Source organism: Mycolicibacter acidiphilus (assembly GCF_018455725.1).
GTDB lineage: Bacteria > Actinomycetota > Actinomycetes > Mycobacteriales > Mycobacteriaceae > Mycobacterium > Mycobacterium acidiphilum.
This window is the reverse complement of sequence record NZ_JAHCLR010000004.1, coordinates 64042-89417: the sequence shown is the minus strand read 5'-3', so window position 1 is coordinate 89417 and position 25376 is coordinate 64042. Positions and strand designations below refer to the sequence as shown.

The window sequence follows — 25376 nt, the reverse complement described above, 5'->3', positions numbered from 1 at the left end:
CCAACCCTTTCACACCTACCCGGCGGCCACCGGCCGCGCCATCACGGTGGGCTTGAAACCGTAGCGCGGGGCGGCGAATCCGTAGTTGCGCCCGTTGCCCGCACCGGCCATCGGCACCCCCGGCATGCCCGCGGCGCCCGCCTCCGGGGCGTGTGCGGCGACCGTCCAGCCGGTGGCCGCGATCGAGGTGCCCGGGGCTGCGGTGGCCGGTACGGCGGCCGCCCAGCTCGTCGGCACCGACAGCGCGCCGACCGAGCTGGCCTGGCCGACGGCGGCCGAGGCCGCACTCATCCCGCCGAGCCCAGCGCCCAGCCCGTGCATGGCGCCCATCCCGCCGCCCAGCCCGGAGCCCAGGCCCGGCATCAGCATGGTCAGCGGGTCGATCGCGCCCAGGCCGAGCGGGTCGGCGGCGGCCAGGGCGGCACCGCGGATGACGGCGATGTCCGCGCCGGCCTGGGTGATACCGGCCATACCCATCGGGCTGAACGAGCTGCTCATGAGGTTGGAGAAGGTGTTCATGAAATCGCCGGGCATGATGTCGTCCGGGTTCAGGAAATTCGGCAGAGTGGGCGTCCCCGCCGACGAGCTCTGCAGCGGCTGAGCAAGATTCTGCAACGTCTGCGGAGTCGTCGTAATGGCCTGCGACAGCGTCGATTGGGCGTTCGAGGTGGCCGCCGACCCGGCCGCCTGGTTGACGGCGGCGTCCTGGTTGGCCTGGGCATTCGGGTTGGCGATCTCCCGCGGCGCACTGAACGGCGTGACCTTCGACGCCGCGGCCGAGGCCGCCGCGTAGCCGTACATGGCCGCCGCGTCCTGCGCCCACATCTGCCCGTAGTGGGCTTCGTTGGCGGCGATCGCCGCGCCGTTCTGCCCCAGGATGTTGGTGGCGACCAGCAGCGCCAGCTGGGACCGGTTGGCGGTGATCACCGGCGGCGTCACCGACATCGCCCGGGCGGCCTCGTACGCCGCGGCCGCCGCCTTTGCCTGCGCCGCAGTCTGTTCGGCACGTGCGGCGGTGGTGCCCATCCATGTCACGTAGGGCGCCGCGGCGGCCGCCATGGCGGTCGACGCCGGACCCATCCAGCCCTCACCGACCAGGCCGTCGATCACCGACTGGTAGCCGGCTTCGGCGGCACCGAGTTCGGCGGCCATCTTGTCCCAGGCCGCCGCGGCGGCCAGCATCGGAGCCGAGCCCGGCCCGGCGTAGATGCGAGCCGAGTTGACCTCGGGGGGGAATGCTCCGAAATCCATTGCGCTACTCCTTGATTGGTGGTGACAAAGCTTGCTTTGTGCGGACGGTGCGGACAGGCGGAACCCGGATTTGGACGCACGACGTCCACACCGGAGAAACGATGGGGTCACCACGACTCGCCGACCGATCGGCGGCGCCCCCGGCATCGGGGCGCGCTTCAGCGATCGACTGCCGGTCAACGCATCTGAAAACGCCTGAGGGTCAGACGTTTTCAAAGCATGCCGAAGCCAGACGTGGCCGCCGAAACGAGCGCACGCCTGTCGGCACGTTCAGCGCCGGGGCGAATATCAGATGGTGAAAGCGGTGCCGAGATCACAATGGAGGGAAACGACCATCGATCTCGGATGGGAACTATCACTCGGACTCAATGTCGCTCTCACCTCCTCTCGGCCTGGGCACGCGGGGGTGCCGTCACGGTTGCACAGCGAGGTGAGGTCGCCCGACGACTGTCGGACGGAGCACCCCTCTCGTCAGAGCTTCGGCACCACACGGCGTATCCGGTTACCCCGGAAGCCACTTGGGCTCAACCCTTAAGCCGGGAAGAGCTGTCCTGACCCGGGGCGTCTTTCGACGTTCGGGGTCAGTGGCCTATATCCGCATGGAAGCCTCACCTAACGAGGTGCTTGCCCCACAATAGTGCATCAGGCGGTTGCCGGGGTCAATCCGGTGCGGCGGGTCGCCATCCGATGCCTCAGTCAGCCTCGCTGAGGATCCGGTGCATCGGTGTTCTCGACATCGATGCCGCTGTGGTCCTGACCGTCCGGATTCACGTGCACGGCATGGACTCCCGGTTGTTCGGCGAGTTCTTCGAGCAGGCTGTCGAGGCGGCTCGAGTCGACGTGCCAGTGCTGCACCTCGTGGGTGCCCGCAAGCTCGGTGACCAGTCGTTCCAGCCGGGTCTGCGCGTGGCCGTTCATCGCCGCCGCCGGCCGGCCGCGCGGAGCGGCCCCGGTAATCGCCCGTCCCGCAAGGCCGGCCGCCGCCAGGTCGCTGTAGATCCCGGCGGGGATCTGCGCCGCGGCTGCCGCCGGCGCGGCCGTCAGCCCGGTGATCGGAATCGAGGTCGCCGTCATCGCCACCTCCGGGGCGGCGCCCGCCCAGCCCGGCGGCACGCTGACCCGGCCGACCGAGCCCGCCCCGCCGGCGCCGGCCGTCACCACCGGGGTGGCGGGCGCCACGACCGGTTCCAGCGGCGGCGGTGCGAGGGTGCCGGAGCCGAATCCGTACCGTCCGCCGGTGGCCGCGGCCACATCCAGGTCGGTGTTGAGATTTCGGGCGTACTGCACGAACCCGTAGAGGATGCTCTTGATCGCGTCGTTGAACGGAACGATGCTCCGTGCCACCAGGCCCACATAGGAGACGGCCTGCGACAGCGAGATCGGATCGGCGGCCTGCACCGGCGCCGCGGCCGCCGCCGAACCGGCAAGCCCCTGCAGCGCGTGCGGCAGCGCGCTCATCAACTGCGTCAGTTCGGCGTGGCCGCTGCTCGCGGTCGCCGCGCCGACGGCGCTCGCCTGGGCCGCCGACGCGGACGGGCTGGTGGTGGCCGGCGGCTGGGTGAACGGCGAAACCCGGGAAGCCACCGCCGAATGCAGCGCGTAGCCGTACATCGCCGCGGCGTCCTGCACCCACATCAGCGCGTACTGCGTCTCGACGGCCGCGATCGCCGCGGTGTTCTGTCCCAGGACGTTTCCGGCGATCAGCGCGGCCAGTTCGGCCCGGTTCGCCGCCACCACCGCCGGTGGCACCACCGCGGCGTGCGCTGCTTCGAAGGCGGCGGCCGCGGCGGTGGCTCCGCTCGCGGCGTGCGCCGCGGATTCCGCGGTGGCATGCAGCCACGTCGTGAACGGGGCCGCTGCCGCAGCCATCGCGTCAGCGGCCGGACCGAGCCAGCCCTCGTCGGTGAGCCCGGACAGCACCGACCCGTAAGCCCCCGCGGCCGTGGTCAATTCGGTCGCCAACCGCCCCCACGCCGTCGCAGCGGCCAGCATCGGACCCGACCCGGGACCGGCGTACATGCGGCCCGAGTTCACCTCCGGTGACAGCGCTGAGAAATCCATCGCGGCGCCGCCTAACCCTGCTGCGGCTGAGGGTCGGGGTCCTCGGAGTCGAAATGCACCTCGTGCACGCCCGGCCGTCGGGACAGTTCCCCGAGCAGACCTCGACGCCCACCGGAGTCGGTGTGCCAGCGCTGCACCGCCCGGGTGCCGGTGAGCTCACCGGCGATCCGTTCCAGGCGGCGGGCATCCGCACCCGGCCGGTGTCGCGCCGCGCCGGCCGCCCCGGCCGCCAGTGCGCGGCCGGCGATCCCGGCCGCCGCCGCATCCGCGCCGAGTCCGGCCGGACCCGCTATCGGCGCCGCGCCGGGTGCGGTGGCGGGCAGTGCCGCGGCGGTCATGGCGACCTCGGGCGCAGCGGCCGTCCACGCCGACGGAACGCTGAGTTTCCCGACGGTCGCGGTGTCCCCGACACTCGCCGCCACCGCCGGCCGAACGCTCGGCAGCGGCGCCGGCGGCGGAGCCGGGTTCCCGGACCCGAACCCGAACTTGCCGTCGGTGGCCGCCGCGATGTCCAGGTCGGTGTTGAGGTTCCGCGAGTACTGCCCCATCCCGTAGAGGGTGCTGATGTTGGTGTCGTTGGCCGGCAGGATGGACCGGGAGATCATCTCGATATAGGAGGCGGCCTGCGAGGCCGACGGCGGTTCGGTGCTCTGCACCGGGGCGGACACGTCGGGGGGCGCGGCCGCGGACCCGCTGTTCGAGGAGAGTCCGTGCAGGGTCTGCGGCACCGATCCCATCAGCTGCGACAGCTGCGAATGCGCTGTGCCGGTGGCGGATTGGGCCGTTGCAGCGGCCTGGCCGGCTTGGCCTGACGGATCGGCGACCGTCGGCGGCGCGGTGAACGGCGGCACCGCCGCGGCGGCCGCCGACTGACCCGCGTACCCGTACATCACCGTGGCGTCCTGCACCCACATCTGGCCGTATTCCGCTTCGAGCGCGGCGATCGCCGCCGCGTTCTGGCCGAACGCATCGGCCGCGATCAGCGCCGCGAGTTCACTGCGGTTGGCGGCGATCACCGTCGGCGGCACCATCGCCGCGAAGGCCTGCTCGAAGACGTCGGCGGCGGTCTCCGCCTGGGTCGCGGTCTGCTCGACCTGCACCGCGGTCGTGCGGAGCCAGGCCGCGTAGGGCGCCGCCGCTGCCGTCATCGCCTCGGCTGCCGGCCCGAGCCACGTCTGGCCCAGTTCGGCGATCACCGCCTGGTAGCCGGCGGCCGCCGAACCCAGTTCGGTGGCGAGCCGGGTCCAGCCCGCCGCCGCGGTCCGCAGTGACGCCGATCCGGGCCCGGCATAGATCCGTCCGGAGTTCACCTCCGGTGACTGCGCCCCGAAATCCATGACTGGAGCCCTCAACCCTGCGCCGACGGCGGGATCACGATGATCGTGGCCTTGGACGGCTTGGCGGGCTTGCCGGAACCGTCCGGCCTGCTGCCCGCCAGCGAGCCCGTCGGCCCGGCGGCGAACTGTGACGCGGCGCCCCCCGTCGCACCGAGCGCCCGGCCGGCCATGCTGCCCATCGCCAGGTCACCGAGCATCCCGCTCTCGGTCTCCCCCGCGATCGCCGCGACGGCGCCGGGACCCGCCTCCGGGAACACCGCGGCCACCGTCTTGGCGGTCGTGGTCTGAGCGAGCCAGCCCGGCGGCACGGACAGCCGTCCGATCGAACCGGCGTTGCCCAGCCCACCCGACACGGCCGGTGTCACCGGGCCCGACGCCCTGGTCAGCTGCAGGCCGGCCCGCAGGTCCGCCGTGCTCGGCGCCGGCTCGTGCAGCCAGGGTTTCGGTCCCTGCGCCCGGACCACCGAGGCCACCACATTCGACCCGTTCATCGGCAGCAGCACGCACTGGATCGCCAGCAGGTAGGGGATGCCGCCGATGCCGAACAGTGAGACCGGTGACAGCGGGCCGGCCAGGAAGTCCAGCACCGGAAGATTCGCCTGCGCCGATCCCGAGACCGCCAGGCTCTGCAGCAGGTGCGGCACCATGGTGACCGCCTGGGTCAGCCCGGCCTGCGCCTGCGCCCCGCCCGCCGCCGCAGCCTGGGCGGTGCTGGCAGCCGGGTTGGTGGTGGTCGGCGCTGCGGCGAACGGGGCCAGCGCGGTGGCCCCCGCCGAGGCTCCCGCGTAACCGTACATGGCTCCGGCGTCCTGCGCCCACATCTCCGCGTAGTGCACCTCGGTCGCCGCGATCGCCGCCGCGTTCTGTCCCAGGATGTTCGTCGCGATCAGCGACATCAGCAGACTGCGGTTGGCGGCGATCACACCGGGAGGCACCATCGCGCTGAACGCCGCGTCGTGCGCCGCCGCGGCGGCCCGCGCCTGGACCGCGGTCTGCGCCGCCTGGGCCGCGGTCCGACTCATCCAGCTCACGTACGGTTCGACCGCCGCCGTCATCGCGGCTGCGGCCAGGCCCGACCAGGCATCACCGGCCAGCCCGCCGACTTCGGAGTCGTACACCGCGACGGTGGAGCTCAACTCGGCGGCCAGGCCATCCCAGGCTGCTGCCGCCGCCAGCAGCGGCCCCGAACCGGGGCCGGAATACATTCTCCCGGAGTTGATCTCCGGAGACAGCGCGCCGAAGTCGATGCCCATCACCTCCGGGGGATCGCGCGAAGATGCCCGACCGTCCCGGTCAGACGACCCGGCACAGTCATCCTGTCGGTTGGGTCAGGCCCAGCTGGAGCCGACGGCCGAGTCGGTGTTGGCCATGTTGTTGCCGGCCGACTGCACCTTCTGACCGTGCGAGTTCGCCTGCTCGTAGATCAGCGCGAAGTTGCGACCCAACTGGGTCACGAACTCCTGGCACGCCACCGAACCGGCGCCGCCCCAGAAATCCCCGGCGGCGAGCACGCCGTGCACGATCGCCTGGTGCTCCGCCTCCAGGGAGGCCGCCTGGGCACGAATCAGCGCACCGTGCGCGTCAACATCACCGAACTGGTAATTGATGCTCATTCGAGTGTCCTCCCTTAGCTCGACAGGATCTGCTGCGAGGCAGCTTCCTGCTGCTCGTAGTGGTTCGCGTCGCGGATCAGGCCGTCCCGCACCCCGTGCAGCATGTTCACGATGTTGCGAAACGCCGTCTGCATCTGACCCATCGTGTCGTAGGACGTCTTCTCCGCCAGACCACCCCAGCCCGAACCGGAGATGTTCGTCGACGACGCCCACATCCGACGCGCCTCATCCTCAACGGTCTGCGCGTGCACATCGAAACGCCCCGCCATCGAACGCATCGCGTCCGGATCAGTCATAAAACGTGCCATGAAACTCTCCTCGGTTCGAAAATCTATTGCGGTGCGGGCTGATTCGGCTATCCGGCCGACGCGGCGTTGGCCGCTTCGGTCGCCGCATATGAATTGGCGCTCCCGTTCAGCGTGGCGACGAACATCTGGTGAATCGCTTCGGCCTGCGCGCTGATCGACTGATACATCTGGGCGTGCGCCGAGAACTGCGCGGCGGTCAGCGCCGAAACCTCGTCCGCGGCAGCGGGAACCACCCCGGTCGTCGGCGCGGCCGCAGCCGCGTTCTGGGCACTCAGTGCGGTGCCGATCGCGGACAGATTGCCGGCGGCGGCGGTCAACGCCTCCGGTTGTGTCGTTACAAAAGTCATGGACCCTCCATCATCTGAACTGAGTCGGCCACTGATCAGTCGACGGAAACCGTGTACGTCCGGAAGGCCAACGGTAACAAGACAAAGCCTGCGCCGCGGCGGATTAGACGCAAAGGGATTCAGTGACCGACGTCGAGGTGATCGGATCGGAACGGATTCGTCACCGGTCGTGCGTACGTCGGATACGGACTATCGCTGGGATTCAAATCTCGTCGTCACCTCCTCGCCGTGATCGCGGCGAACCGCGGCCCGATGCAGAAGCCAAGGTGCCACAGGGGCACCATCCTTGACTTCCTTACCTGCGCCATGGTGGCACCGGCTCCGGTGAGCGTCAACCCGACAGGCCCACCTGACGGGGTAGACACAGCGGATTCATATCAGCGGCCGATCAGCCGGGCTTCTTCTCCGCCACCGCCGCACTGAGCCCTTCGGCCAGGTCTTCGCGGGTCAATTCCTTGAATTTGCGCAGCCATTCGTCGCTGAAGTCGGTGACGTCCCCGGACAGAACCGCGTCGAGGTCGGAGTCGTCGAGCCGGAAACTGCGGTGATCCCGCGCCTTCTCCACCACGTTGCGCACGAACCCGGCGTTACCCAGCGTGTCGATGCCGCGGATCAGATCGCCGTCCTCGGAGTAGGACTCGTCGGCGTAGAACTTCTGATACGACGGCAGCAACGCCGAGGCGGCCTCGTCGGAGACCACATCCTCGTTCTCGGCGCCCATCATCTTGGTCAGCTCCACCAACTCCGGCGGGGTGTAACTGTAGAACTCGATCACGGTCGAGAACCGCCGCCGCAGACCCTGGTTGACCTCCAGCATCTTGTCCATCGCGTTGGCGTAGCCGGCGCCGAACACCACCAGCTCGTCGCGGTGGTTCTCCATGTACAGCAGCAGCGTGTTGATGATCGCGTTGCCGTAGGCGTCGCCCTGGCTGTAACCGCGCTCATGCAGGGTGTGCATCTCGTCGAAGAAGACCGCACCGCCGAGTGCCCCCTCCAGCAGCTCCTCGGTGTTCTTCTCGGCGTCGGCCATGAACCGGCCGAGCAGCTTGGACCGGTTGGTCTCCACCACCAGCGGCTTGCGCAGCACGGTCAGCCCGCAGAGCTGCTTGGTGAACGCCCGCGCCACCGAGGTCTTGCCGGTGCCGGGCGGGCCGAGCAGCAGCGTGTGCCGCGATGTCACCGGCACCGGCAGCCCCATCTTGGCCCGGGCCAGGTTCACCTTGGTGGTGGCCTTGATCAGCTTGATCTCGCGTTTAGCCTGCTCCATGCCGAGCATCGCGGCCAACTCGGCATCGCCTTCGGCCAGATACCGCGCCGCCTCCTCGGCGTGCCGGTCGGCCTCGGCCTGTTCACGGGTGGGTGCGCTGTCAGGGTCCCAGGGGTCGGTGCGCGCCTCGATCGTCTCGGGATCGGTGAGGATCAGCCGGTAGTCGGGGTTGTCCAGCGCCTGCCGGGCGGGCGCGAACTTCGCGTCCCGCGAATACACCCGGCGGAGCAACTCGGTGGCCTCGTCTTCGCGGCCGAGGTGGCGCAGGCACATGCCCTGCGTGTAGAGCGCAACGTTCGTCGCACCCGGCACCCGGTCGCCTTCGATGGCCTCCTGGGCGCGCCGCACCGCTTCCTCGAACACCCCGAGCGAGGCCAGTGCGGTGGTGGCCATCGCCGACGCGGCCGCCTTCAGTTCCGGCTGGCGCCACGGGGCGGCCGCCGGGAACTGCTTCAGCACGTCCGGCCAGCGCCCGGTCCGGAAGTACAGCAGACCCCGGACGTAGTTGATCAGCTCCACCTCGAACGGGTTGCGCGGGTCGACGCCGTCGAGCAGTTTCGCGGCCTCCTCGTAGCGCTTGGCCTCGGCGAGCACGGCGGCGTAGGCCGCGGCCAGCGATTCGACGCTGGTCACCAGCAGCCGTAGGAACAGCCCGTCGGAGACCTCCGGGTGGAATTCGGCGTCGGTGAGCCCCATCCGCCGGGTCTCCCAGCCGAACGTCCGAACCGTGGCCCAGGCGTTCGCCAGCACCTCGATCCCCTGGTCCCCCGCCAGGATCCGGGCCAGCCAGGCGTCGCACATTCCCGGATCGATGGTGGTCGCGGTGGTGAACATCTGCAGTGCGACCTGCGGGTTGTGGCTGGGCTGCAGCCCGTTGACCGAGATTCCCGACGCCAGCATGCCGGCGACCATCGCATTGCGTGCGTCGGTGGCGGCGCCGGTCAACTCCGCGTCCCCGTGCGAGCGGCGGCGTACTCGTCGACCGGATCGAGCGAGACCGGCAGGTGTTCGTCACCGCGCAGTTCCCGCCCCGGCAGCGTCGTCAGCCCCGGTCGCACGCTGGGCGCGGGGAGGCTCGCGCAGACCGCGTCAAGCTGCCGTCGGCCGACGAACCTGTTCAGCGCGGACCGCACGTTCTTGCTGAGCCGGGCGGCACTGTGATAGCGCACCACCACCGCGACCTCGGTGGTCCGGCCGCCCTTGGGGGTCAGCCGTACCGTCACCACGGTCGCATCGGTCTGCGGGTACCACAGGTGTTCCAGGTTCTCCTCGTTGATGTCACGCGGGGTCACCCAGAAGCTGCTGACGTAGCGCAGCCGCCGCTGGAACAGCCGGTGCCGCAACTGCCCCGGCTCCAGGCCGGCGAGCACGGCCTCATCGACGTCGGCGAAGTGGTCGGCGCCGACGACCCGCGCGCTGACGGTGCGGCCGTCCAGTTCCTCGGCCAGTCGCTCGGTGGCGGCCACCAGGGTGGCGGCCAGTGAGTCGCGGGTCGCCACCGCGTTGACGTTGTCCAGCGGATTCATCCGCAGTATCAGCCAGGTCGTGCGATGGTCCGGGAACGACATCTCGTCGTCGGAGTCCGGGACCACCTCGTCCTCGACTGGGTTCTCGCGGGTGCCGACCGTGACGATGTCGATGCTTTCCAGCCGCACGTCGAACTGCCGCAGCCCGGCGGCGACCAGTTCGACCGGGAAGGTCACCGGCTCGACGGATCCGCGGGAATGCCGGCCGCCCCCGGCCAGCTGTCGCCCGCCGACGGCGATCATCGTCACCAGTCGGCCCCGGTACTCCCGGATGCCGACCGGCTCATGCCCATAGCGCCGGTGATGGTCGAGTGCCAGTGTCCGGCCCTGGTCCAGCGCGGTCTCCGGATCGGCGAACTGATCGGCCACCCAGGCGGCGCACATCGTGCTCAGCGGCACCCGCCGGTAGGTGACCAGCGCGATGATCGTGATCAGCGCCGCCACCCCGACACCGGACCACCAGGCGTACTGCGCGGCGGGGGCATCGCCCGGCCAGCGTCCGGCCAGCACCAGGATCGCGATGTCGATCAGGAAGACCACGGTGATCCGGGTCCAGGACAGGCTGAGCCCCAGGGCATGCTGCGCTTTCATCGGTTCCTCAACGATCGTCGCAATGCGGCCACTCCCAGTGCCACTCCGGCCGCGGCGAGCGCGGCGAGCAGTCCGGCACCGGCCACCCAGGCCGGTGTCATGTCACGGTCCGGCGGTATCGGCGGCACCTGCAGCGGCGCCGACAGCCGTTCCGGCGGTTCCGGCGCCACATCGGGGACGTCCCAGGTCAGCGCGGCGACCGGGTCGACGATCCCGTACCCGACCGCGTTGTCCACCCCCCGGGCCGGGGCGCGGGCCGTCCGGATCAGCCGGTTGATGATCTGATGCGACGTCAGCTCGGGGTACTTGGCCCGGACCAGGGCCGCCACCCCGGAGACGATCGCCGTGGAGAAGCTGGTGCCCAGCGGGGGCAGCAGCGAGTTCTCCGGCCCGTCAACGGCGTTCATCAACCCGTCGTCGCGCGGCGACAGTCCCTCGATGTCCGTGCCGGGCGCGGCGATCGACACCCAGGGGCCGGTCACGCTGAGCTTGGACAGCGGGGCGCCCGCCGAGTCGACCGCTCCGACCGTCAGCACGTAGTCGTCGTACCAGCCCGGTGTCACGATCGTGTTGACGCCGTTCCAGTCGCGCGGGTCGTCCGGGCGCATCGCGTTGTACACCGGGTTCTGCTTGCAGTCGCGGGCCATGGTGTCACCGGCGGCGGTGACGATGATCACGTTCTTGTCGACGGCGGCGTAGCGGACGGCCGCGCCGAGGTCGGCCTGGTCGATCGGGGTCCGCGCGTTGATGCACACGGCCTGGGAGATGTTGATGACCTGTGCGCCCATGTCCGCGGCGTGCACGATCGCCCGCGCCAGCGTGTGCACGGCGTCGACCTTCTCCCGCAGCTGCGGGTCGTCGCCCTGGTTGAACGGCTCCTTGGGGCCGAACGCCTGGCTGCTCGCCCGGATCGAGATCAGCTGGACGTCGGGGGCGATCCCGCTGAACGCGTCCGGTCCGCCCTCCTGCCGCGGCGGCGTGGTGGGCGGGCGGTGGTCGACCGGCAGCACCCGGGCGCCACCGCGGTGGTTCGGCGTCCGCACCGCACCGCGGTCGTGGTTGGACGCCGGGCCGGCGGGGCCGGGCGCAGGGCCGGGTGCAGGCCCAGGCGCCGGTCCCGGGGCCGGCCCCTGCGGCGGAGCACCCCCGGGCGCAGGTTCGTTCTCCGCGCCCGGCGGCGGCATGACGATCGTCGGCGGTTGCACGATGATCGTGGTCTGCGGCGTCGGCATCGGCGGCGGCGGCTCGTTGGTCGGAACCGACGGCGGCCGGCGGGTCTGGCGCGGCGGCGGCAGCGGCACGCCGTTGTCGGGCGCGGCCGCGATCATCGAGGCGACGAGCGTTCCGTGCGCGTCGCAGTCCGACAGGCCGTCGCCGCCGGCCATCACGTAGTCACCGCCGCCGACCAGGTTCAGCAGCCGCGGGTGCGGTGTCACGCCGGTGTCGATGACCGCGACGGTCACCCCGCCGCCGCGGCCGAACTTCCAGGCCTCCGGCAGGTTCAGCATGTCCATGTACTTGGGCTGCACCCGCCAGTCGGTGCCCGGGAACACCCCCACCTCGGTGCAGTACGACGTCTGCCGCATCGTCTGCGGGGGCCCCGGGGTGCCGTCCGGCGGAACCGCGGCGGGATCGATCGTCGGACGTTCGACGGCGCCCGCCGCCGGCATGCCGGCCAGCGAACCGCAGGCCACCATCACCGCCACGGCGCCGACCGCGGCGGTGCGCTGCAGCCCGCGCGACCCGCTAGCGATACCGAATCGCTTCATAGGTGTTCATCAGCCACAGTGCCAGCGGGAACAACGGCATCAGGCAGAGGTACTCGATCCACTCGATGAACTTTCGGAACAGCGGGCTGTAAATGGTGTTCGGCACGATCACTGCGGACAGCAGGCCGAACATCGGGACCAGCACCAGGACGGCGACGCTCGTCATCAGCACGCCCGGGGTCCACAGTTGCACGACGTAGCGCACCGATACCGTCGCGACGATCACCAGGCCGCTCAGGGTGACGGTGATCGCCTGCCAGCGGTCCCGGAACGAACGGCCACGCAGCACCAGGAAGCCCGCGGTCAGCCCGGCCAGCAGCACCGGCAGCCACCAGCGATCCGAGTGCGGGTCGCACAAGCCGGTCATGCAGACCACCACCAGCACACCCAGGCCGGCCAGCAACCCGGTCAGGAACGACCGGGCCCGCTCGGCGCGCAGCACCACCTCGCGCACCGATTCGGGACCTTCGAGCACCGGTGCCGCACCCGGGGCACTGACCACCGTCGTCGGCAGGTCCGGGCGCGCCTCGAACACCCAGCGACTCGTCGCCGACGGGAACACCGGCAGGCGCAGACCTGCCAGCCACCGGGACAGCGACGGGGCGCCCTGGTAGGCGAGCACGCAGGCCAGATAGACGCACGTCATCAGCGTCACCGCGCCGGTCATGAACAGCATCCGCAGCACCCCGGCGAACGTGACGGCCAGGCTCACCGTGGCCAGCGCGGTGTAGGCGGCCAGTTGCCGTCCGGTCAGCCGGATGATCGCCAGCGCGGCGATGCCGGCCACGCCGAAGCCCAGGGCGGCGTGCGCCGCCCCCACCGGGCCCGGCACCGCGGCCGCGGCCGCCACCACCAGCGGCACCAGCCCGCTGGACAGCAGGATGTCGCCGACCCGACGGTCCGCCGCCCCGCGCGCCTGCAGCAGGATCAGCGCCGCCGCGATCAGCACCAGCACGGCCAGCAGCGCAGCGGCCCCGGCGGCCAGCCAGGTGTCGTTGCGGTAGCGCCAGGCCGCCAGCAGGCCGGCCGAGAGCACCACGCCGGTGGACAGGGTGGTCACGCCGACCCGCACCGCGGTCTGCGCATCGACCGGGGCGAACCGCTTGGCCAGGTTCACCGAGACGGCGGTCGAGATGTGTTCGATGACCGGCGACCGGCGCTCCCGGTCCTCGATGAAACGCAGCCACAACCGGTCGCCGTCGAAGACGTCCTGCTCGGTCAGCGACTGGCCCGCCCGCAGTGCGGTGCCGTCCACCAGGCAGAGCACCCAGCGCCCGCGACCCTCGGCCTGCAGGGTCGGCTCGTCCAGTTCGGCCAGCCGTCCGTTGATCACCTTCAGCAGCGGGTCGAGCATCACCGACACCGGGGCGTCGGCGTCCAGCAGGGTGCCGATCTGCACGCCGTCACCGGCCATGATCCCGACCACCACCGCGCGCGGCGCCGACAGTGCGACCTCACCGCCCGCCTGCGCCGACTCGATCGCCGCGGTCACCGTCGCCCCAACCGGTCGATGAATACCGAACCCATATGTGCCGCCTTGCAATTTGTCATTTCAACGTCTTTCCGATTCTAAAGGCATTGGCGACCACGCGCACGACCTGCGCTTTCTGCGCATATATTTCGGTGTGCCGCACGGCTTTCACCGCCGGTCAAACACGACGATGCGTTTTCCAGGCACCGTAGGGCAGGGTGTCCAGAACGGTCTTCACACCCACCTGAACCAGTTGCGGCGTCGCCGGGCAGATCGCAAGCCACGCTTCACCGGAGCCGGCGGTGCGCGCCTGCTGATACAGCGCGATCCGGCCGCCGGAGCCGTCTTTGATCGACAGCACCGATGCGCTCGGCCCCTTGGCGTCGTCGCGGTACTGACGCGCATACACCGCGGCCTCGGCGGCCGGTTCGGACAGCGCCTGCCCCAGTGCCGCCACGGTGGCGGCGCTGATGCCCATCCGCCGCAGGTCTCCCCCGGTGAAGATGTTGAAGCCGGAGTCCTGCCAGCTCTGGGTCGCCTCGAGCATCTCCTCCATCGGCACGTTGACCGCGGTGATCTGCGCGGGGTCCGCGTGGTGGATGGACTCCAGTCCGTCGATCACCAGCGCGGCGATCGAGGCGGCGTCGGTCACCGAGACGTCGTCGACGGTGATGTCGGTGCCGACCCGGACGGCCGACACCCAGTGCTCGCCGCGGCGGGCCAGCAGCACCCGGAACTCGTTGTCCGGGATGTCGCGGGTGCCGGGTTCCTGGTTCTCGTCGTCGACGACGCCGTACCGCAGTTTGCCCAGCGACAGCAGTGCGACCACCTCGAGGTCGGGTGCGGCCAGCACCCGCATCCGGGCCGCCACGACCTCGTTGACCTCGTCCTCGACGACGATGCCCTGCTCGCGCATCACGGCCATGCCGGGATGTTCGGACAACCAGTCGTTGGAATCAGTGGAAACGTAAGGCCTGCAACGCAACTCGGGTGCGACGTGGCGAATGTCCAGTAGTGCCTGCAACATCCAGAAACCCTCGACGTTGACGGTGATGTCGGTGCGGGTGCTCGGGTCCATCACTCCCCTCCTCTGCCTCTACCGGTCTGTCGATGTACCCCGCTATTGGAACACGCACCGACGCCGGAACGCTCGTCAATACCCTCCGAAGTGCAACACGCGGCAGCACACCGACGAAACGGTGTGCTGCCGCGCTGCAATTTTGTCGGTCAGGCCCAGCTGGAGCCGACGGCCGAGTCGGTGTTGGCCATGTTGTTGCCGGCCGACTGCACCTTCTGACCGTGCGAGTTCGCCTGCTCGTAGATCACCGCGAAGTTGCGACCCAACTGGGTCACGCACTCCTGGCACGCCACCGAACCGGCGCCGCCCCAGAAATCCCCGGCGGCGAGCACGTCATGCACGATCGCCTGGTGCTCCGCCTCCAGCGAAGCGGCCTGGGCACGAATCAGCGCACCGTGGGCGTCAACATCACCGAACTGGTAATTGATGCTCATTCGAGTGTTCTCCCTTAGCTCGACAGGATCTGCTGCGAGGCAGCTTCCTGCTGCTCGTAGTGGTTCGCGTCGCGGATCAGGCCGTCCCGCACGCCGTGCAGCATGTTGACGATGTTGCGAAACGCCGTCTGCATCTGACCCATCGTGTCGTAGGACGTCTTCTCCGCCAGACCACCCCAGCCCGAACCGGAGATGTTCGTCGACGACGCCCACATCCGACGCGCCTCGTCCTCAACGGTCTGCGCGTGCACGTCGAAACGCCCCGCCATCGAACGCATCGCGTCCGGATCAGTCATAAAACGTGCCATGAAACTCTCCTCGGTTCGAAGTCGGTGTTGTCGTCGTGGTGGGTCAGCCTGCGGCCGGTGAGATCGGGATGACGCTGGGCCGCACGTCGAAGCGGGGCAGCACCATCGGGCTGTTGTCGGCGGCGCTGCGAGCGGCGGCGTTGGCCAGCATCGGCATGCCGTTCAGCAGGCCGCCGGCGTTGGCGCCGACCCCGGAGGTGCCCAGCGCGGAGCTCAGGCCGCTGCTGAACGAGGAGGCCAGGGTGGCGGTGGCGGGGCTGGCGGCCGCCCAGGCCTGCGGCACCGACAGCGCACCGACCAGGCCGGACTGGCCCAGCCCGGCGGTGACCGAGGAGGCCAGGCTGCCGAAGCCGCCCAGGCCGGCGGCGCCCGCACTGGCCGCGCTGCCCAGCGCACCGGCCGAGCCGGCGGCCGCGCTGGCACCGCCGCTGAACGCCCGCGCCAGGCCGGCGAAGGCGTTCACCAGCGAGAAGATGTAGCTGCCGTTCTGCGGCAGCATCGTGGCGTAGCTCAGCGCGTCCTTGGGGCTGGCGACACCGGCCAGCGAACCCAGGTCGGTCAGCACGTTCGAGCTGTTGGACGCCGGCGCGGCGAGCGACTGCGCGGAGGCTGCGAGCGACTGTGCGTGGGTGGCGGCCGAGCCGAGACCCGACTCGCCGGTCGCCGCGGCCTGGCCGAACGCACCGGCCGGGTTGGTGGTCTGCGGCGGCCGGCTGAACGGGCTCAGCGGGGTAGCGGCGGAGGCCGACCCGGCGTAGCCGTGCATCGCGGTGGCGTCCTGCGCCCACATCTCGTAGTACTCGGCCCAGTTCGCGGCGATCTTCGGTGTGTTCTGGCCGAGCACGTTGGTGGCGACCAGGGTGACCAGCTCAGCGCGGTTGGCGGCCACCACCGGCGGCGGCACGGTGGCGGCGTGAGCCGCCTCGTAGGCGGCGACCGCGGCGCGCATCTGATTGGCGGTCTGCTCGACCTGCAGGGCGGTGCTGTTCATCCAGGCGGCGTAGGGGGTGGCGGCCGCGGCCATCGCCGCCGACGCCGGGCCCAGCCAGCCCTCGCTGGTCAGGCCGGCGATCACCGAGTGGTAGCCGGACGCGACCGCGTGCAGCTCGGAGCCCAGCCCGTCCCAGGCCGATGCCGCGGCCAGCAGCGGGCCCGAGCCCGCGCCGGTGTACATCAGCGTGGAGTTGATCTCCGGGGGCAGCGCCCCGAACCCCATGGCCGCCATTGCCGTCATCGCCGCCTGCTCGACCCGCTCAGCCGGCCGAGGCCGCGTTGGCGGCCTCGGTGGCGGCGTAGGAGGTGGCGCTGCTGTTCAGCGTCGCCACGAACATCTCGTGGATCGCCGCGGCCTGCGCGCTGACCTGCTGGTACATCGCGGCGTGGGCCGCGAACTGGGCGGCGGTCAGCGCCGAGACCTCGTCGGCTGCAGCCGGGACCACACCCGTCGTGGGGGCGGCCGCGGATGCGTTCTGCGCGTTCAGCGCCGAGCCGATACCGGCCAGGTTGCCGGCAGCGGCGGACAGTGCCTCCGGCTGCGCGTTGACGAACGACATCTGGGTTTCCTCCTCGGATCGCAGTCAGCAATCGCTTCGTGACCGAGCGTAGAGGCTGAAACCGGCCGAATCGGCCTTCGATGCCTACTGTTCACCTTGGGTCAGCAAGTGTTCATCTGGGGTAACGGTCGAGTAACCCCGAGAGCGTGGCGCAGGCCACAAAACCCGGGCCGAACTGGTGAAACACAGCGCTGTCGTTCTCGGCGCGAACGGCGTGGAAACGGTCCGCGCGCGGCGGCCACAGCCCCGCTTCCGACTAATAATCCGGTCGCGGCGAACGCCGTCGGCGCCGCGGACGTGAGCGGGCCGGCAACCGCTGCGGCACTGTCGTCAGCGCCACAGCGGTTGCCGGCCCGTCGGATCAGCCTGCGGGGGTGGCCGCGCGCTCGTGCGTGTTCGCCCGGCGCAGTTCGGTCGCGGCGACCTGCACGAACACCCCGGTGTCCTCGGCCATCAGCAGACCGCGGCCACGCGGCAGCGGGCCGCCCTTCATCTTGCCGCGGATGAAGCCCTCGTCCGGGTCGGCGTCCATCACCAGCAGCGGGGCGTTGGCCTGGTGCAGCGCCCGCAGCAGCGGATCGCTGCCGGCCGACGACCAGCCACCGAAGGTGCGGGTGGCGATGACGTGCAGCCCGACGTCCGCCGAGCGGGTCACCCAGGGCGCGGCCCGCTGGAACGGCGAGTCGAAGCCGGGCGGGAACTGCTGGATGTCGTCGATGATCAAGAAGATCTCCGGCCCGGTCCACCACGTCCGCGACAGCAACTCCTCCGCCGACAGGCCCGGCGGTGGTTCCCGGTTGGTCAGCGTGGTCGCCAACTCGTTGACCAGCGCAACGGCGCCGTCCAAGTTGTAGGCGAACTTCTCCACGTAATCCGACCCCAGGGTGGTCAGCAACTGCCGACGCGGGTCGATCAGCCAGACCTGGGCGGTGCGGCGGCCGTCCGGACCGACGGCCTCCGAACTGCCGACGCCGGGTGCGTAGAGCCGCTCGATCTCGCTCATGATGGTGGCCAGGGTCGTGGTCCGCCCGCACTCGCGCCGCCCGGTCACCATCAGGTGCCCGTTCTCGGCGAAGTTGAGGTAGACCGGCTGCAGATCCAGCTCCGAGATGGCCCAGGCGATACCGCCCGCGCCCACCCCCTCGCGGTGGTCCTGCGCCGCGACGGCCCGGACCTCGTCGAGGCCGAACCGGGCGGGCAGCCGGCGCACCGGCCGCACCCGGCCCACCGCGATCTGACTGACCGCGGCGGCCACACTGTCGGACTCGAACACCCGAACCGCGGTGTCGGCCAGCGCAGGACGCGCGATCAGCGTGTGCAGACCGGACTGCGGGTCGCTGTCCAATCGGACGTAGTTGACCGCGACCATGCCGCGGCCCGGCTTGACCGGGACGTCCTTGGCGAACCGGGACCGCACCAGCTTGGCGTCCTCCACCGCGGCCAGCCGCAGTTCGACCCGGGAGCCGAAACCGCTGCGCACCGGCGGCCGCAGCTCGGACTCCCGGTCAGCGGTGACGACGACGTGCACGCCGAACGAGGGGCCCTGGTTGATGATCTGGTTGACCTGCTCAACCAGCACCTCGTTGTCCTCCGACAGCGCCCGGTAGTTGTCGATCACCAGGTAGACGTCGCCGAAGCCGTCGTTGGGCACCTGCCCGGGCGCACCCTCGAACTTGCGCCGGCGGAACACGTCCATCGACGCCACATCGTGTTCGAGGAAGCTGCGCTTGCGGGTTCGCACCAGCGCCAGCAGCTCGGCCACCGTCCGGCGCACCCCGTCGGGGTCGGTCGGCCCGCAGACGCTGCCGACATGCGGCAGCCCGGCCACCGTGGTCAGCGCGGTGCCGCTGTAGGCCAGGCAGTAGAACTGCACCTGCTCCGGGGTGTGGGTCAGTGCCGCGGAGCAGATCAGCGTCTGCAGCGCCGTCGTCTTCCCGGAACCGCCGGCGCCCAGGATCAGCACGTTGGCGCCGGGGCCGGAGGTGTCCACCGTCCACGGCGGCTGGTCGTGCTTGAACGGCCGGTCGATGACGCCGATCGGGAACACCAGGTCGCGCCGGGTGCCGTAGTCCTGCTGCCACGGATGGCCCAGGAAACGGTCCACGAGCGCGTCGATGGGCGTCGGGACGTCCAGCGGCGGCTGCCACAGCCGGTACGGCTCGAAGTCGATCTGCCGCAGCTGATCGATGATCACGGTGCCGACCTTCGGCACCCGGATCACGTCCTCCTCGACCTCCTCGACCGGTTCGGCGGGCTTGACGCTGATCGCCGGGGTCTCCTCGGCCGCCTCGATCTCGGTGCCGGCGACGGTCACCTCCAGCGGCGTGAACGCGGTGGTGAACAGCTGCGGCCGGATGTAGTCGATGGAGTGCGCCAGCGGCAGGTGGTCGTCGTCGAACGATCCGCCGCGGTGGTAGTCGCGCCACAGGAACTCGGCCTGGAACCGGATGACGTCCTCGCCGCTCTTGCGGAAGTAGCCCAACCCGGCCTTGGCGGGCAGGTTCACCGCGTTCGGCACACCGGCGGCCTGCGCGGCGCCGGCGGTCTGCGCCTTCAGCACCAGCCGGTAACCCATGTTCTCCATGAGCTTCTCGGCCCGGCTCTCGATGGTCTGCGACGCCATCATCAGGTGCACCCAGTAGGCGCGGCCCTGCCGGCCGATCGAGTCGAGCACCTCCACGGCGGTCGGCATGATCCGGAACCACTCGTAGAACTCGTCGATCACCACGACGAGCATCGGCAGCGGCGGCAGGCTGTCGTCGCCGCGCGCCATCATGCGCGACCGGATCTCGTTGTACTCCTTGGCGCCGTCGACGCCGGCGCTGTCGCACATGGTCTTGCGCCGGGCGATCTCGCCCCACATCGCCTCGAGGAAGCGCTCCATCAGAGCCTGGTCGTCTTCCAGGTCGGTGATGATACGGGAGACGTGCGGCACGCCGACGAACGGCTTGACGGCCGAGCCACCCTTGAGGTCTGCGAGCACGAACTGCAGGTCTTCGGGCGCATGCCCCAGCAGCAGTGACTCGATCACGGTGCGCACCAGCGTCGACTTGCCCGAACCGGTGGTTCCGGACATGACGCCGTGCGGACCGTCACCGCCCTCGTCGAGGGACTTCATGTCCAGGAACAGCAACTCGCCGTTGTCAGAGCGGTTCCCGAACGGGATCCGCAGCCGGGCTCGGCTGCCCTCGGCCCGCCGGCCCGCCCACAGCTGGTTGAAGTCGATCCGCCCGGCGTCGTCGATCCCGTAGTAGGACAGGATGTCTCGCGCACCGATCTGGTGGGTGACCCGCTGACCGATCTCCTCGTAGGCCTCGGCCAGCCGCCAGTGCGCCATCCGCTGCGCGAACCGTTCGGCGTCGTCGGCGCTCACCTGATCGGCCAGCGCGAAGAACCACTCGTTGTCGTCGATCACCATCCAGGTGTCGCGGTCACGCGGCAGCGCGTTGATGATGCCCTTGTCGTCGAAGCGCAGCACCCGCTGCGCGACGCTCGTCCACTCGGTGGCACCGGTCAGGTCGAAGAAGGTCACCCCGTCGACGCCCTCGGTGGTGTTGACGTACTCCCACTGCGGGTCGATGGCGTCGACGACGATGAGGTGGTGCGGCGTCGGCGTCTCCGCCGACGAACTGGCGTGCCGCGGCATGAAAGATCCACGCCCGGAGAACAATTCAGCGTGCTCGGTGGCGAAGTCACGGACCGAGCCGTACACCATGCGGGCGTTGCCGGCCGCGTCCTGGCGGCGCGGGTCGCCGACGTGCGGCAACCACTTCACCCAGTCCCACTTGTCCACGTCGGAGGTGACGACGATCATCCGCAGGTGGTCGGGTCCGTGCGAGAACGCCAACTGACAGATGATCGCGCGCATCAGGCCGAGCACCCGCTCGCGGTCGCCGACCAGCGAGTACCACGGCTCGACCAGCAGCGAGATCATCTTCGGCAGGTTGTAGACCACGCTCTGGTAGCGGCCGAACTCCTGCAGTGCCTTGCCGGTCACCGGTTCCAGTTCGATGTCGGTGGGCATGTTCTGCGGTTCGCCCCAGGTCACCTCGGGCCGGGTCATGCCGACGCCGATCCGGGCCAGACCGAAGTTGAGGTCCTTGCCGTTGGGCTGGCGCTCCCACATCCGCGGCGAGCCGATCGCCGCGCTCAGCGTCATCGGCGCCGGGTGGAACCACCGGTAGTTCGCGTCCATGCTGTCGGCCGACTCGGCCGCGGACTCGCGCAGCCGGTCCAGCATCAGCATGAACTGCGCGCGCATCGCGTCCAGCTTCGGCCGGCTGAGTTGTTGGGCGCCACCGCCGAACCGGCCGCCGAACATCATCATCGCGACGCCGCCGATCATGAAGATCGGGAAGATCGAGCCGGCGCCCAGGAACATCCGGGAGCCGTTGGCGACCGTCATCGCGACCATGCCGACCAGCAGGCCGACCACCAGGACGCCGACCACCACCAGCCACCAGGGCTTGCCCTCCGGGGGCGGGACGCTCAGCGGCGTCGGCAACACGATGTTCTCCGGCTTGACCACCGGCGGACGTTCCGGCGTCGGCCGGGCAAATCCACGCTTCACTTCGGCACCACCAGTTCCGCAGGGTTCATATCGGTAGGCAGGGTGTCGTGACGGACCAGCGCGTCCTGTCGCGACAGGGTCGGACCCGGCGCCAGCAGCTGCAACGCCACTGCCGGTGCGAGTGCCGGTTCGACGGTGAGGCCCAGCGCCTTTCGCTCGTCATCGCCGGGCACGCCGAAGCGCACACCGGACGCGGACAGCCACCACAGCGATTCCCGCGTCGTGGCGTCCGGGTCGTTGCCGGTCATCGCGACGAAGTTGCCGGCGTTGGCGCCGAAGTACACGCGATCGGCCTGCAGGCTGGTCTTGTCGGCCTTGACCAGCGTCACCACCCGGCTCATCTGCTTCTGGGAGACCGGGATGGTGGGACCGGACACCACCTGGACCCGCGCCCGGCTGTCGCCCGCGGAGCGCTCCCACCACCAGCACGTCGACGGGTTCTCCTTGATGTCAACGACTTTCAGCGGACCGTCCGGGTACGCCGACAGGTCGAGCCCGGTCACCACCGGCATCTTCGCCAGGTCCGCCGGCGCGACCACCGCCGGGGAACCGCCCGCGGTGGCACCGGCGTTCTGCAGGATCCGGGCCACCACCGGCGACACGGTCTGCACGCCGTTCATCAGCACCACCGAGTACTGCTGCGGTCCGGCCAGCTGCGGGGTGGTGAACACGGTCCCGACCGGCCCGGGGGCGTTCGGGAAGGCGGGCGGGGCACCGGCGTCCGGCACGAACGGCACCGCCAGTTCCGGGCCGACCGGCAGGGCGTCGAACAGCGCGCGGCTCATCGGCCGGGCGTGGTCGACCTGCTCCGGGCTGAGCCCGAGCGGCAGCAGCACCGCGCGGTCGGTCGCATCGATCCGCGACCGCCGACCCTGGCGGACCACCCAGGACGAGTCGTCGTAGCGCAGCACCACGGCGTCCGCGCCGTCGAGCACGCGGCGGCGGGAGTTCAGGTCCGGGGTTCCGTCGATCACGGTCACCGTCACCGGCGACGGCGCCCCCACCCCCTGGACGTTGGCGACGGTGTCGCAGATCAACCACGACGACGTGCCCGGGGTGGAGGGCAGAATCTCCGACGGCGCTCCGGGGATGCCGACCAGCGGGCCGTGCGGTTGCTCGGCGATCTGGCTGGCCCGGACTTTGTGCGGATTATCGGGCCGCCCGGCGATCAGCCTGGCGGACGCCAAATTCAGCGCCGGATATATGGTGTCGCCCACCCGCACGTAGAGCGAGCCGGAGTCGCGATCGGCGATAATCGGCGATTCATTCAGCTGCCCGGACGGGCTCAGAAACGACCACAGCAGCGCGCCGAGACAGACCACCAGCGCCGCCGACACGGATGCGACCAGCGCCAGCGCCTGGCGCCGGCCGGGTTCGACCTCCATCCGAACCTGCCAGCGCGTCAACGCCATTGCGGTGCGCCGTGCCAGGAACTGGTAGCCGGTCATCTGGGTGCGCGTCGACAGTCCCAGGCCGTAACCGGGCCCGCGGTGTTCGTCAGCCACGGCCGCCCTCCGCCCCTACCGCTCGCACAATCCGGCTGCCGCGCAGCTCCGGTGCGCTTTTCGTCGTCATCTATCCCCGTCTGATCGCGTGTTCGTCACTGCGCATGCTAGCCGTGTCCAGCTACGTACGCTTGTCCTGGAGATTGCAATCCGGTGGCGGTCGCGAATTCCGTCGCACCGTTTCAACCATGGATTATGTTCGTTTAGGTGAACGGTCGGTGAATTTGAAGATTCCCATGAGCGTCCGGGCGTGGCGGGAGCCGGAAAACCTCCCCCGGCCGGCGAAAAAATCCGGCCGATCGAAAGCCCACGCCGGGAGGCCCTGGAAGTCGCTCTCCGGCGTTTGAACGCCACCGGGGCGGGCCTCCGGCGGCCCACCTCAGGAGCCTCACCGGCAACCACCGAGCTTCCTGTCAGAACGCTGTGCATCGCGCGACAACCCGCTGGTCTTCCCCTTTTCTCATGTAGGGTCACGGAGTGACGACGATCGACGGACACGGCGCGGACGGACACCTCGACCCGAAGGGACCCAGCACCTCGCCGGCAGCAGACGAGACTACCCATCGGGTCAATTACTCCGCGAATCTCGTAGACGTCGAGATGGCGTTGGAGCAGGGGTACCGCACCGAGATTCACAAGAACCACGACGACTCCATCGACGTCGAGACCTACGGCGGCGGTTTCGATCTGACCCGGCGGGCGGTCGCACCGCACCTGCGGGTCGGCAAGGACAAGTGGTTCAACCTGCTGTGGCTGATCCCGATCGGCTTCGTCGGCCTGCTGGCAATGGTCGCGGCCGGCAAGGGCATCCGGAACATGCCGGGTGTCGAGGACTTCATCACGCAGTACCCGGGCAGCAGCCCGTCGTCCGAGGTCGAGGGCGGTATGCCCGCCTGGGCCGGCTGGACCCACTTCTTCAACCTGTTCATGATGATCTTCATCATCCGAGCGGGCATCCAGATCCTCTGCGACCACCCGCGGTTGTACTTCAGCCGCAACTCCACCCCCGGCAAGGACGAGTGGCTGCGGGTCGGGCCGCCGGTTCCCGACGACCCGTACTGGACCGCGAACGCCGACACCGTGGCGTTGCCCCCGCAGTTCGGTCTGCCCGGCTTCCGCCACTCGATCGGTCTCGCCCGCTGGTGGCACATGGGCCTGGGTGTGCTGTGGCTGCTCAACGGCGCAGTGTTCTACGTGCTGCTGTTCACCACCGGGCAGTGGCGCCGGATCGTGCCGACCAGCTGGGACATCCTCCCGCAGGCCGCGTCGGTCGCCATCCAGTACGCATCGCTGAACTGGCCGGACGACCACACCTGGACGAACTACAACGCACTGCAGTTGATCTCCTACTTCGTCACCGTCTTCATCGCCGCACCGGCCGCGCTGATCACCGCGATGGGCATGTCCCCGGCGCTGTCGCAGCGACTCGGCATGATCAGCAAGCACATGCGGCTGAACATCCAGATCGCGCGTTCACTGCACTTCCTGGTGCTCTGCTACTTCCTGGTGTTCATCCTCGTCCACGTCACGATGGTGTTCGCCACGGACGCGTTCGACAACCTCAACCACATGTTCGCCGCTCGCGGCTGTGATGTCGGCGCACCGGCGAGCTGCCACAGCGCCACCGGGTTCTGGGTGTTCTCCGCGGCGGCCGTGGTCTGCATCGCCGCCTGGATCGCAGCCACGCCGCTGACGATCAAGTACCCGGAAGTCGTGGCCAAGATCGGCTACTTCCTGATCGGCCCGTTCCAGCGTTCGCTGGAGAAGCTCAACCCGGAGCCGGGCACGTTCACCGAGGCCGACATCTCGCCGTTCCACTGGCGCAACGGCCGGCTGCCGGAGACCGTGGAGTACAAGGAGTTCGAGGCCAACGACTTCAAGGACTGGCGTCTGAAGGTGTACGGCCTGGTCGAGAACCCGATGGAGTTCTCGCTGGAAGACCTCAAGGCGCTGCCCTACCACGACCAGATCACCCAGCACTTCTGCGTGCAGGCCTGGTCGGGTGTCGCCAAGTGGGGCGGGGTGTCGATGTCGACGATCATGGAGATCGTCAAGCCGCTGCCCGAGGCGAAGTGGGCCGCGTTCTACTCGATGGGTCTGGGCGCCACCGGCGGCATCTACTACAACTGCCACCCGGTCGACCAGATGTGGCACCACATGTCGATGCTGGCTTACAACATGAACGATGAGCCGCTCCCCTACATGCACGGTCGCCCGCTGCGGCTGCGCAACGAACTGCAGCACGGCTACAAGCTGGTGAAGTGGATCAAGGGCATCGAGTTCATCGCCACCTACAAGGAGATCGGCAGCGGTCGCGGCGGTTACAGCGAGGACCACAAGTTCTTCGGGCGCCACCAGACCATCTGACAATCTCACGAAGAACCCTC

19 protein-coding genes and 1 riboswitch are annotated in these 25376 nt (G+C 69.7%); of the genes, 1 reads left to right on the top strand and 18 read right to left on the bottom strand.

Going from position 1 to position 25376, the window contains the following annotated elements; all coding sequences use genetic code 11:
• Positions 1-15 precede the first annotated feature (15 nt).
• The 18 genes from KIH27_RS03605 to eccB all read right to left on the bottom strand — a co-directional run bounded on the left by KIH27_RS03605 (position 16) and on the right by eccB (position 22989).
• Positions 16-1251, bottom strand: a complete 1236-nt coding sequence (locus KIH27_RS03605; protein ID WP_214091554.1) for a PPE family protein — start codon at positions 1249-1251, stop codon at positions 16-18.
• A 456-nt stretch (positions 1252-1707) separates the two neighbouring features.
• Positions 1708-1878, bottom strand: a riboswitch (M-box (ykoK) riboswitch).
• Positions 1879-1947: 69 nt separating this feature from the next.
• Entirely contained in the window at positions 1948-3312 is a 1365-nt protein-coding gene (locus KIH27_RS03600) for a PPE family protein (protein ID WP_214091553.1), read from the bottom strand.
• An 11-nt stretch (positions 3313-3323) separates the two neighbouring features.
• Complete coding sequence (locus tag KIH27_RS03595) at positions 3324-4649, bottom strand: PPE family protein (RefSeq protein ID WP_214091552.1); 1326 nt, start codon at positions 4647-4649, stop codon at positions 3324-3326.
• 11 nt (positions 4650-4660) lie between these two features.
• On the bottom strand, positions 4661-5896 hold the full coding sequence (locus tag KIH27_RS22930; RefSeq protein ID WP_214091648.1) for a PPE family protein: 1236 nt from the start codon (positions 5894-5896) through the stop codon (positions 4661-4663).
• Positions 5897-5977: 81 nt separating this feature from the next.
• On the bottom strand, positions 5978-6262 hold the full coding sequence (locus tag KIH27_RS03585; protein ID WP_214091551.1) for a WXG100 family type VII secretion target: 285 nt from the start codon (positions 6260-6262) through the stop codon (positions 5978-5980).
• A gap of 14 nt (positions 6263-6276) precedes the next feature.
• Complete coding sequence (locus KIH27_RS03580; protein ID WP_214091020.1) at positions 6277-6570, bottom strand: WXG100 family type VII secretion target; 294 nt, start codon at positions 6568-6570, stop codon at positions 6277-6279.
• Positions 6571-6617: 47 nt separating this feature from the next.
• A complete protein-coding gene (locus KIH27_RS03575) occupies positions 6618-6917 on the bottom strand; it encodes a PE family protein (protein ID WP_214091550.1) in 300 nt (99 codons plus the stop codon).
• 388 nt (positions 6918-7305) lie between these two features.
• Entirely contained in the window at positions 7306-9096 is a 1791-nt protein-coding gene (gene eccA, locus KIH27_RS03570) for a type VII secretion AAA-ATPase EccA (protein WP_214091647.1), read from the bottom strand.
• Positions 9097-9125: 29 nt separating this feature from the next.
• Positions 9126-10301 (bottom strand): type VII secretion protein EccE, encoded by a 1176-nt coding sequence (gene eccE, locus KIH27_RS03565; protein ID WP_214091549.1) that lies wholly within the window; start codon positions 10299-10301, stop codon positions 9126-9128.
• Positions 10298-12070, bottom strand: coding sequence for a S8 family serine peptidase (locus KIH27_RS03560; RefSeq protein ID WP_214091548.1), 1773 nt, complete (start codon positions 12068-12070; stop codon positions 10298-10300). Before KIH27_RS03560 ends, eccE begins: the two co-directional genes overlap by 4 nt.
• Complete coding sequence (eccD, locus tag KIH27_RS03555) at positions 12048-13562, bottom strand: type VII secretion integral membrane protein EccD (RefSeq protein WP_214091547.1); 1515 nt, start codon at positions 13560-13562, stop codon at positions 12048-12050. Before eccD ends, KIH27_RS03560 begins: the two co-directional genes overlap by 23 nt.
• Before the next feature lie 157 nt (positions 13563-13719).
• Positions 13720-14619, bottom strand: a complete 900-nt coding sequence (locus KIH27_RS03550; RefSeq protein ID WP_214091546.1) for an ESX secretion-associated protein EspG — start codon at positions 14617-14619, stop codon at positions 13720-13722.
• 149 nt (positions 14620-14768) lie between these two features.
• Entirely contained in the window at positions 14769-15053 is a 285-nt protein-coding gene (locus KIH27_RS03545; RefSeq protein WP_214091545.1) for a WXG100 family type VII secretion target, read from the bottom strand.
• Between the two features lie 14 nt (positions 15054-15067).
• Positions 15068-15361, bottom strand: a complete 294-nt coding sequence (locus KIH27_RS03540) for a WXG100 family type VII secretion target (RefSeq protein ID WP_214091020.1) — start codon at positions 15359-15361, stop codon at positions 15068-15070.
• A 43-nt stretch (positions 15362-15404) separates the two neighbouring features.
• Positions 15405-16595, bottom strand: a complete 1191-nt coding sequence (locus KIH27_RS03535; RefSeq protein WP_250149508.1) for a PPE family protein — start codon at positions 16593-16595, stop codon at positions 15405-15407.
• Positions 16596-16614: 19 nt separating this feature from the next.
• Positions 16615-16914 carry a PE family protein gene (locus tag KIH27_RS03530; RefSeq protein WP_214091544.1) on the bottom strand — a complete coding sequence of 100 codons (300 nt, stop codon included), beginning with the start codon at positions 16912-16914 and terminating at the stop codon, positions 16615-16617.
• Positions 16915-17275: 361 nt separating this feature from the next.
• Complete coding sequence (gene eccCa / locus KIH27_RS03525) at positions 17276-21484, bottom strand: type VII secretion protein EccCa (RefSeq protein ID WP_214091543.1); 4209 nt, start codon at positions 21482-21484, stop codon at positions 17276-17278.
• On the bottom strand, positions 21481-22989 hold the full coding sequence (gene eccB / locus KIH27_RS03520; protein ID WP_214091542.1) for a type VII secretion protein EccB: 1509 nt from the start codon (positions 22987-22989) through the stop codon (positions 21481-21483). The genes eccCa and eccB overlap by 4 nt, the downstream gene beginning before the upstream one ends.
• A 600-nt stretch (positions 22990-23589) precedes the next feature.
• Between eccB and KIH27_RS03515 the strand changes: the two genes are divergently transcribed.
• The gene (locus KIH27_RS03515) at positions 23590-25356 is read left to right on the top strand and encodes a molybdopterin-dependent oxidoreductase (protein ID WP_214091645.1); all 1767 of its coding nucleotides are present in this window, start codon (positions 23590-23592) and stop codon (positions 25354-25356) included.
• Positions 25357-25376 lie beyond the last annotated feature (20 nt).

Bases quoted from the DNA above. Each gene is read 5' to 3' on its own strand.
- KIH27_RS03535 (WP_250149508.1), bottom strand. From the start codon at position 16,595: ATGACGGCAATGGCGGCCATGGGGTTCGGGGCGCTGCCCCCGGAGATC.
- KIH27_RS03515 (WP_214091645.1), top strand. From the start codon at position 23,590: ATGGCGTTGGAGCAGGGGTACCGCACCGAGATTCACAAGAACCACGAC.
- KIH27_RS03550 (WP_214091546.1), bottom strand. From the start codon at position 14,619: ATGGACCCGAGCACCCGCACCGACATCACCGTCAACGTCGAGGGTTTC.
- KIH27_RS03530 (WP_214091544.1), bottom strand. From the start codon at position 16,914: ATGTCGTTCGTCAACGCGCAGCCGGAGGCACTGTCCGCCGCTGCCGGC.
- KIH27_RS03545 (WP_214091545.1), bottom strand. From the start codon at position 15,053: ATGAGCATCAATTACCAGTTCGGTGATGTTGACGCCCACGGTGCGCTG.
- KIH27_RS03540 (WP_214091020.1), bottom strand. From the start codon at position 15,361: ATGGCACGTTTTATGACTGATCCGGACGCGATGCGTTCGATGGCGGGG.
- eccE (WP_214091549.1), bottom strand. From the start codon at position 10,301: ATGAAAGCGCAGCATGCCCTGGGGCTCAGCCTGTCCTGGACCCGGATC.
- KIH27_RS03575 (WP_214091550.1), bottom strand. From the start codon at position 6,917: ATGACTTTTGTAACGACACAACCGGAGGCGTTGACCGCCGCCGCCGGC.
- KIH27_RS03585 (WP_214091551.1), bottom strand. From the start codon at position 6,262: ATGAGCATCAATTACCAGTTCGGTGATGTTGACGCGCACGGTGCGCTG.
- eccA (WP_214091647.1), bottom strand. From the start codon at position 9,096: ATGGTCGCCGGCATGCTGGCGTCGGGAATCTCGGTCAACGGGCTGCAG.
- KIH27_RS03580 (WP_214091020.1), bottom strand. From the start codon at position 6,570: ATGGCACGTTTTATGACTGATCCGGACGCGATGCGTTCGATGGCGGGG.
- KIH27_RS03605 (WP_214091554.1), bottom strand. From the start codon at position 1,251: ATGGATTTCGGAGCATTCCCCCCCGAGGTCAACTCGGCTCGCATCTAC.
- KIH27_RS03600 (WP_214091553.1), bottom strand. From the start codon at position 3,312: ATGGATTTCTCAGCGCTGTCACCGGAGGTGAACTCGGGCCGCATGTAC.
- KIH27_RS03595 (WP_214091552.1), bottom strand. From the start codon at position 4,649: ATGGATTTCGGGGCGCAGTCACCGGAGGTGAACTCCGGACGGATCTAT.
- KIH27_RS03560 (WP_214091548.1), bottom strand. From the start codon at position 12,070: ATGAAGCGATTCGGTATCGCTAGCGGGTCGCGCGGGCTGCAGCGCACC.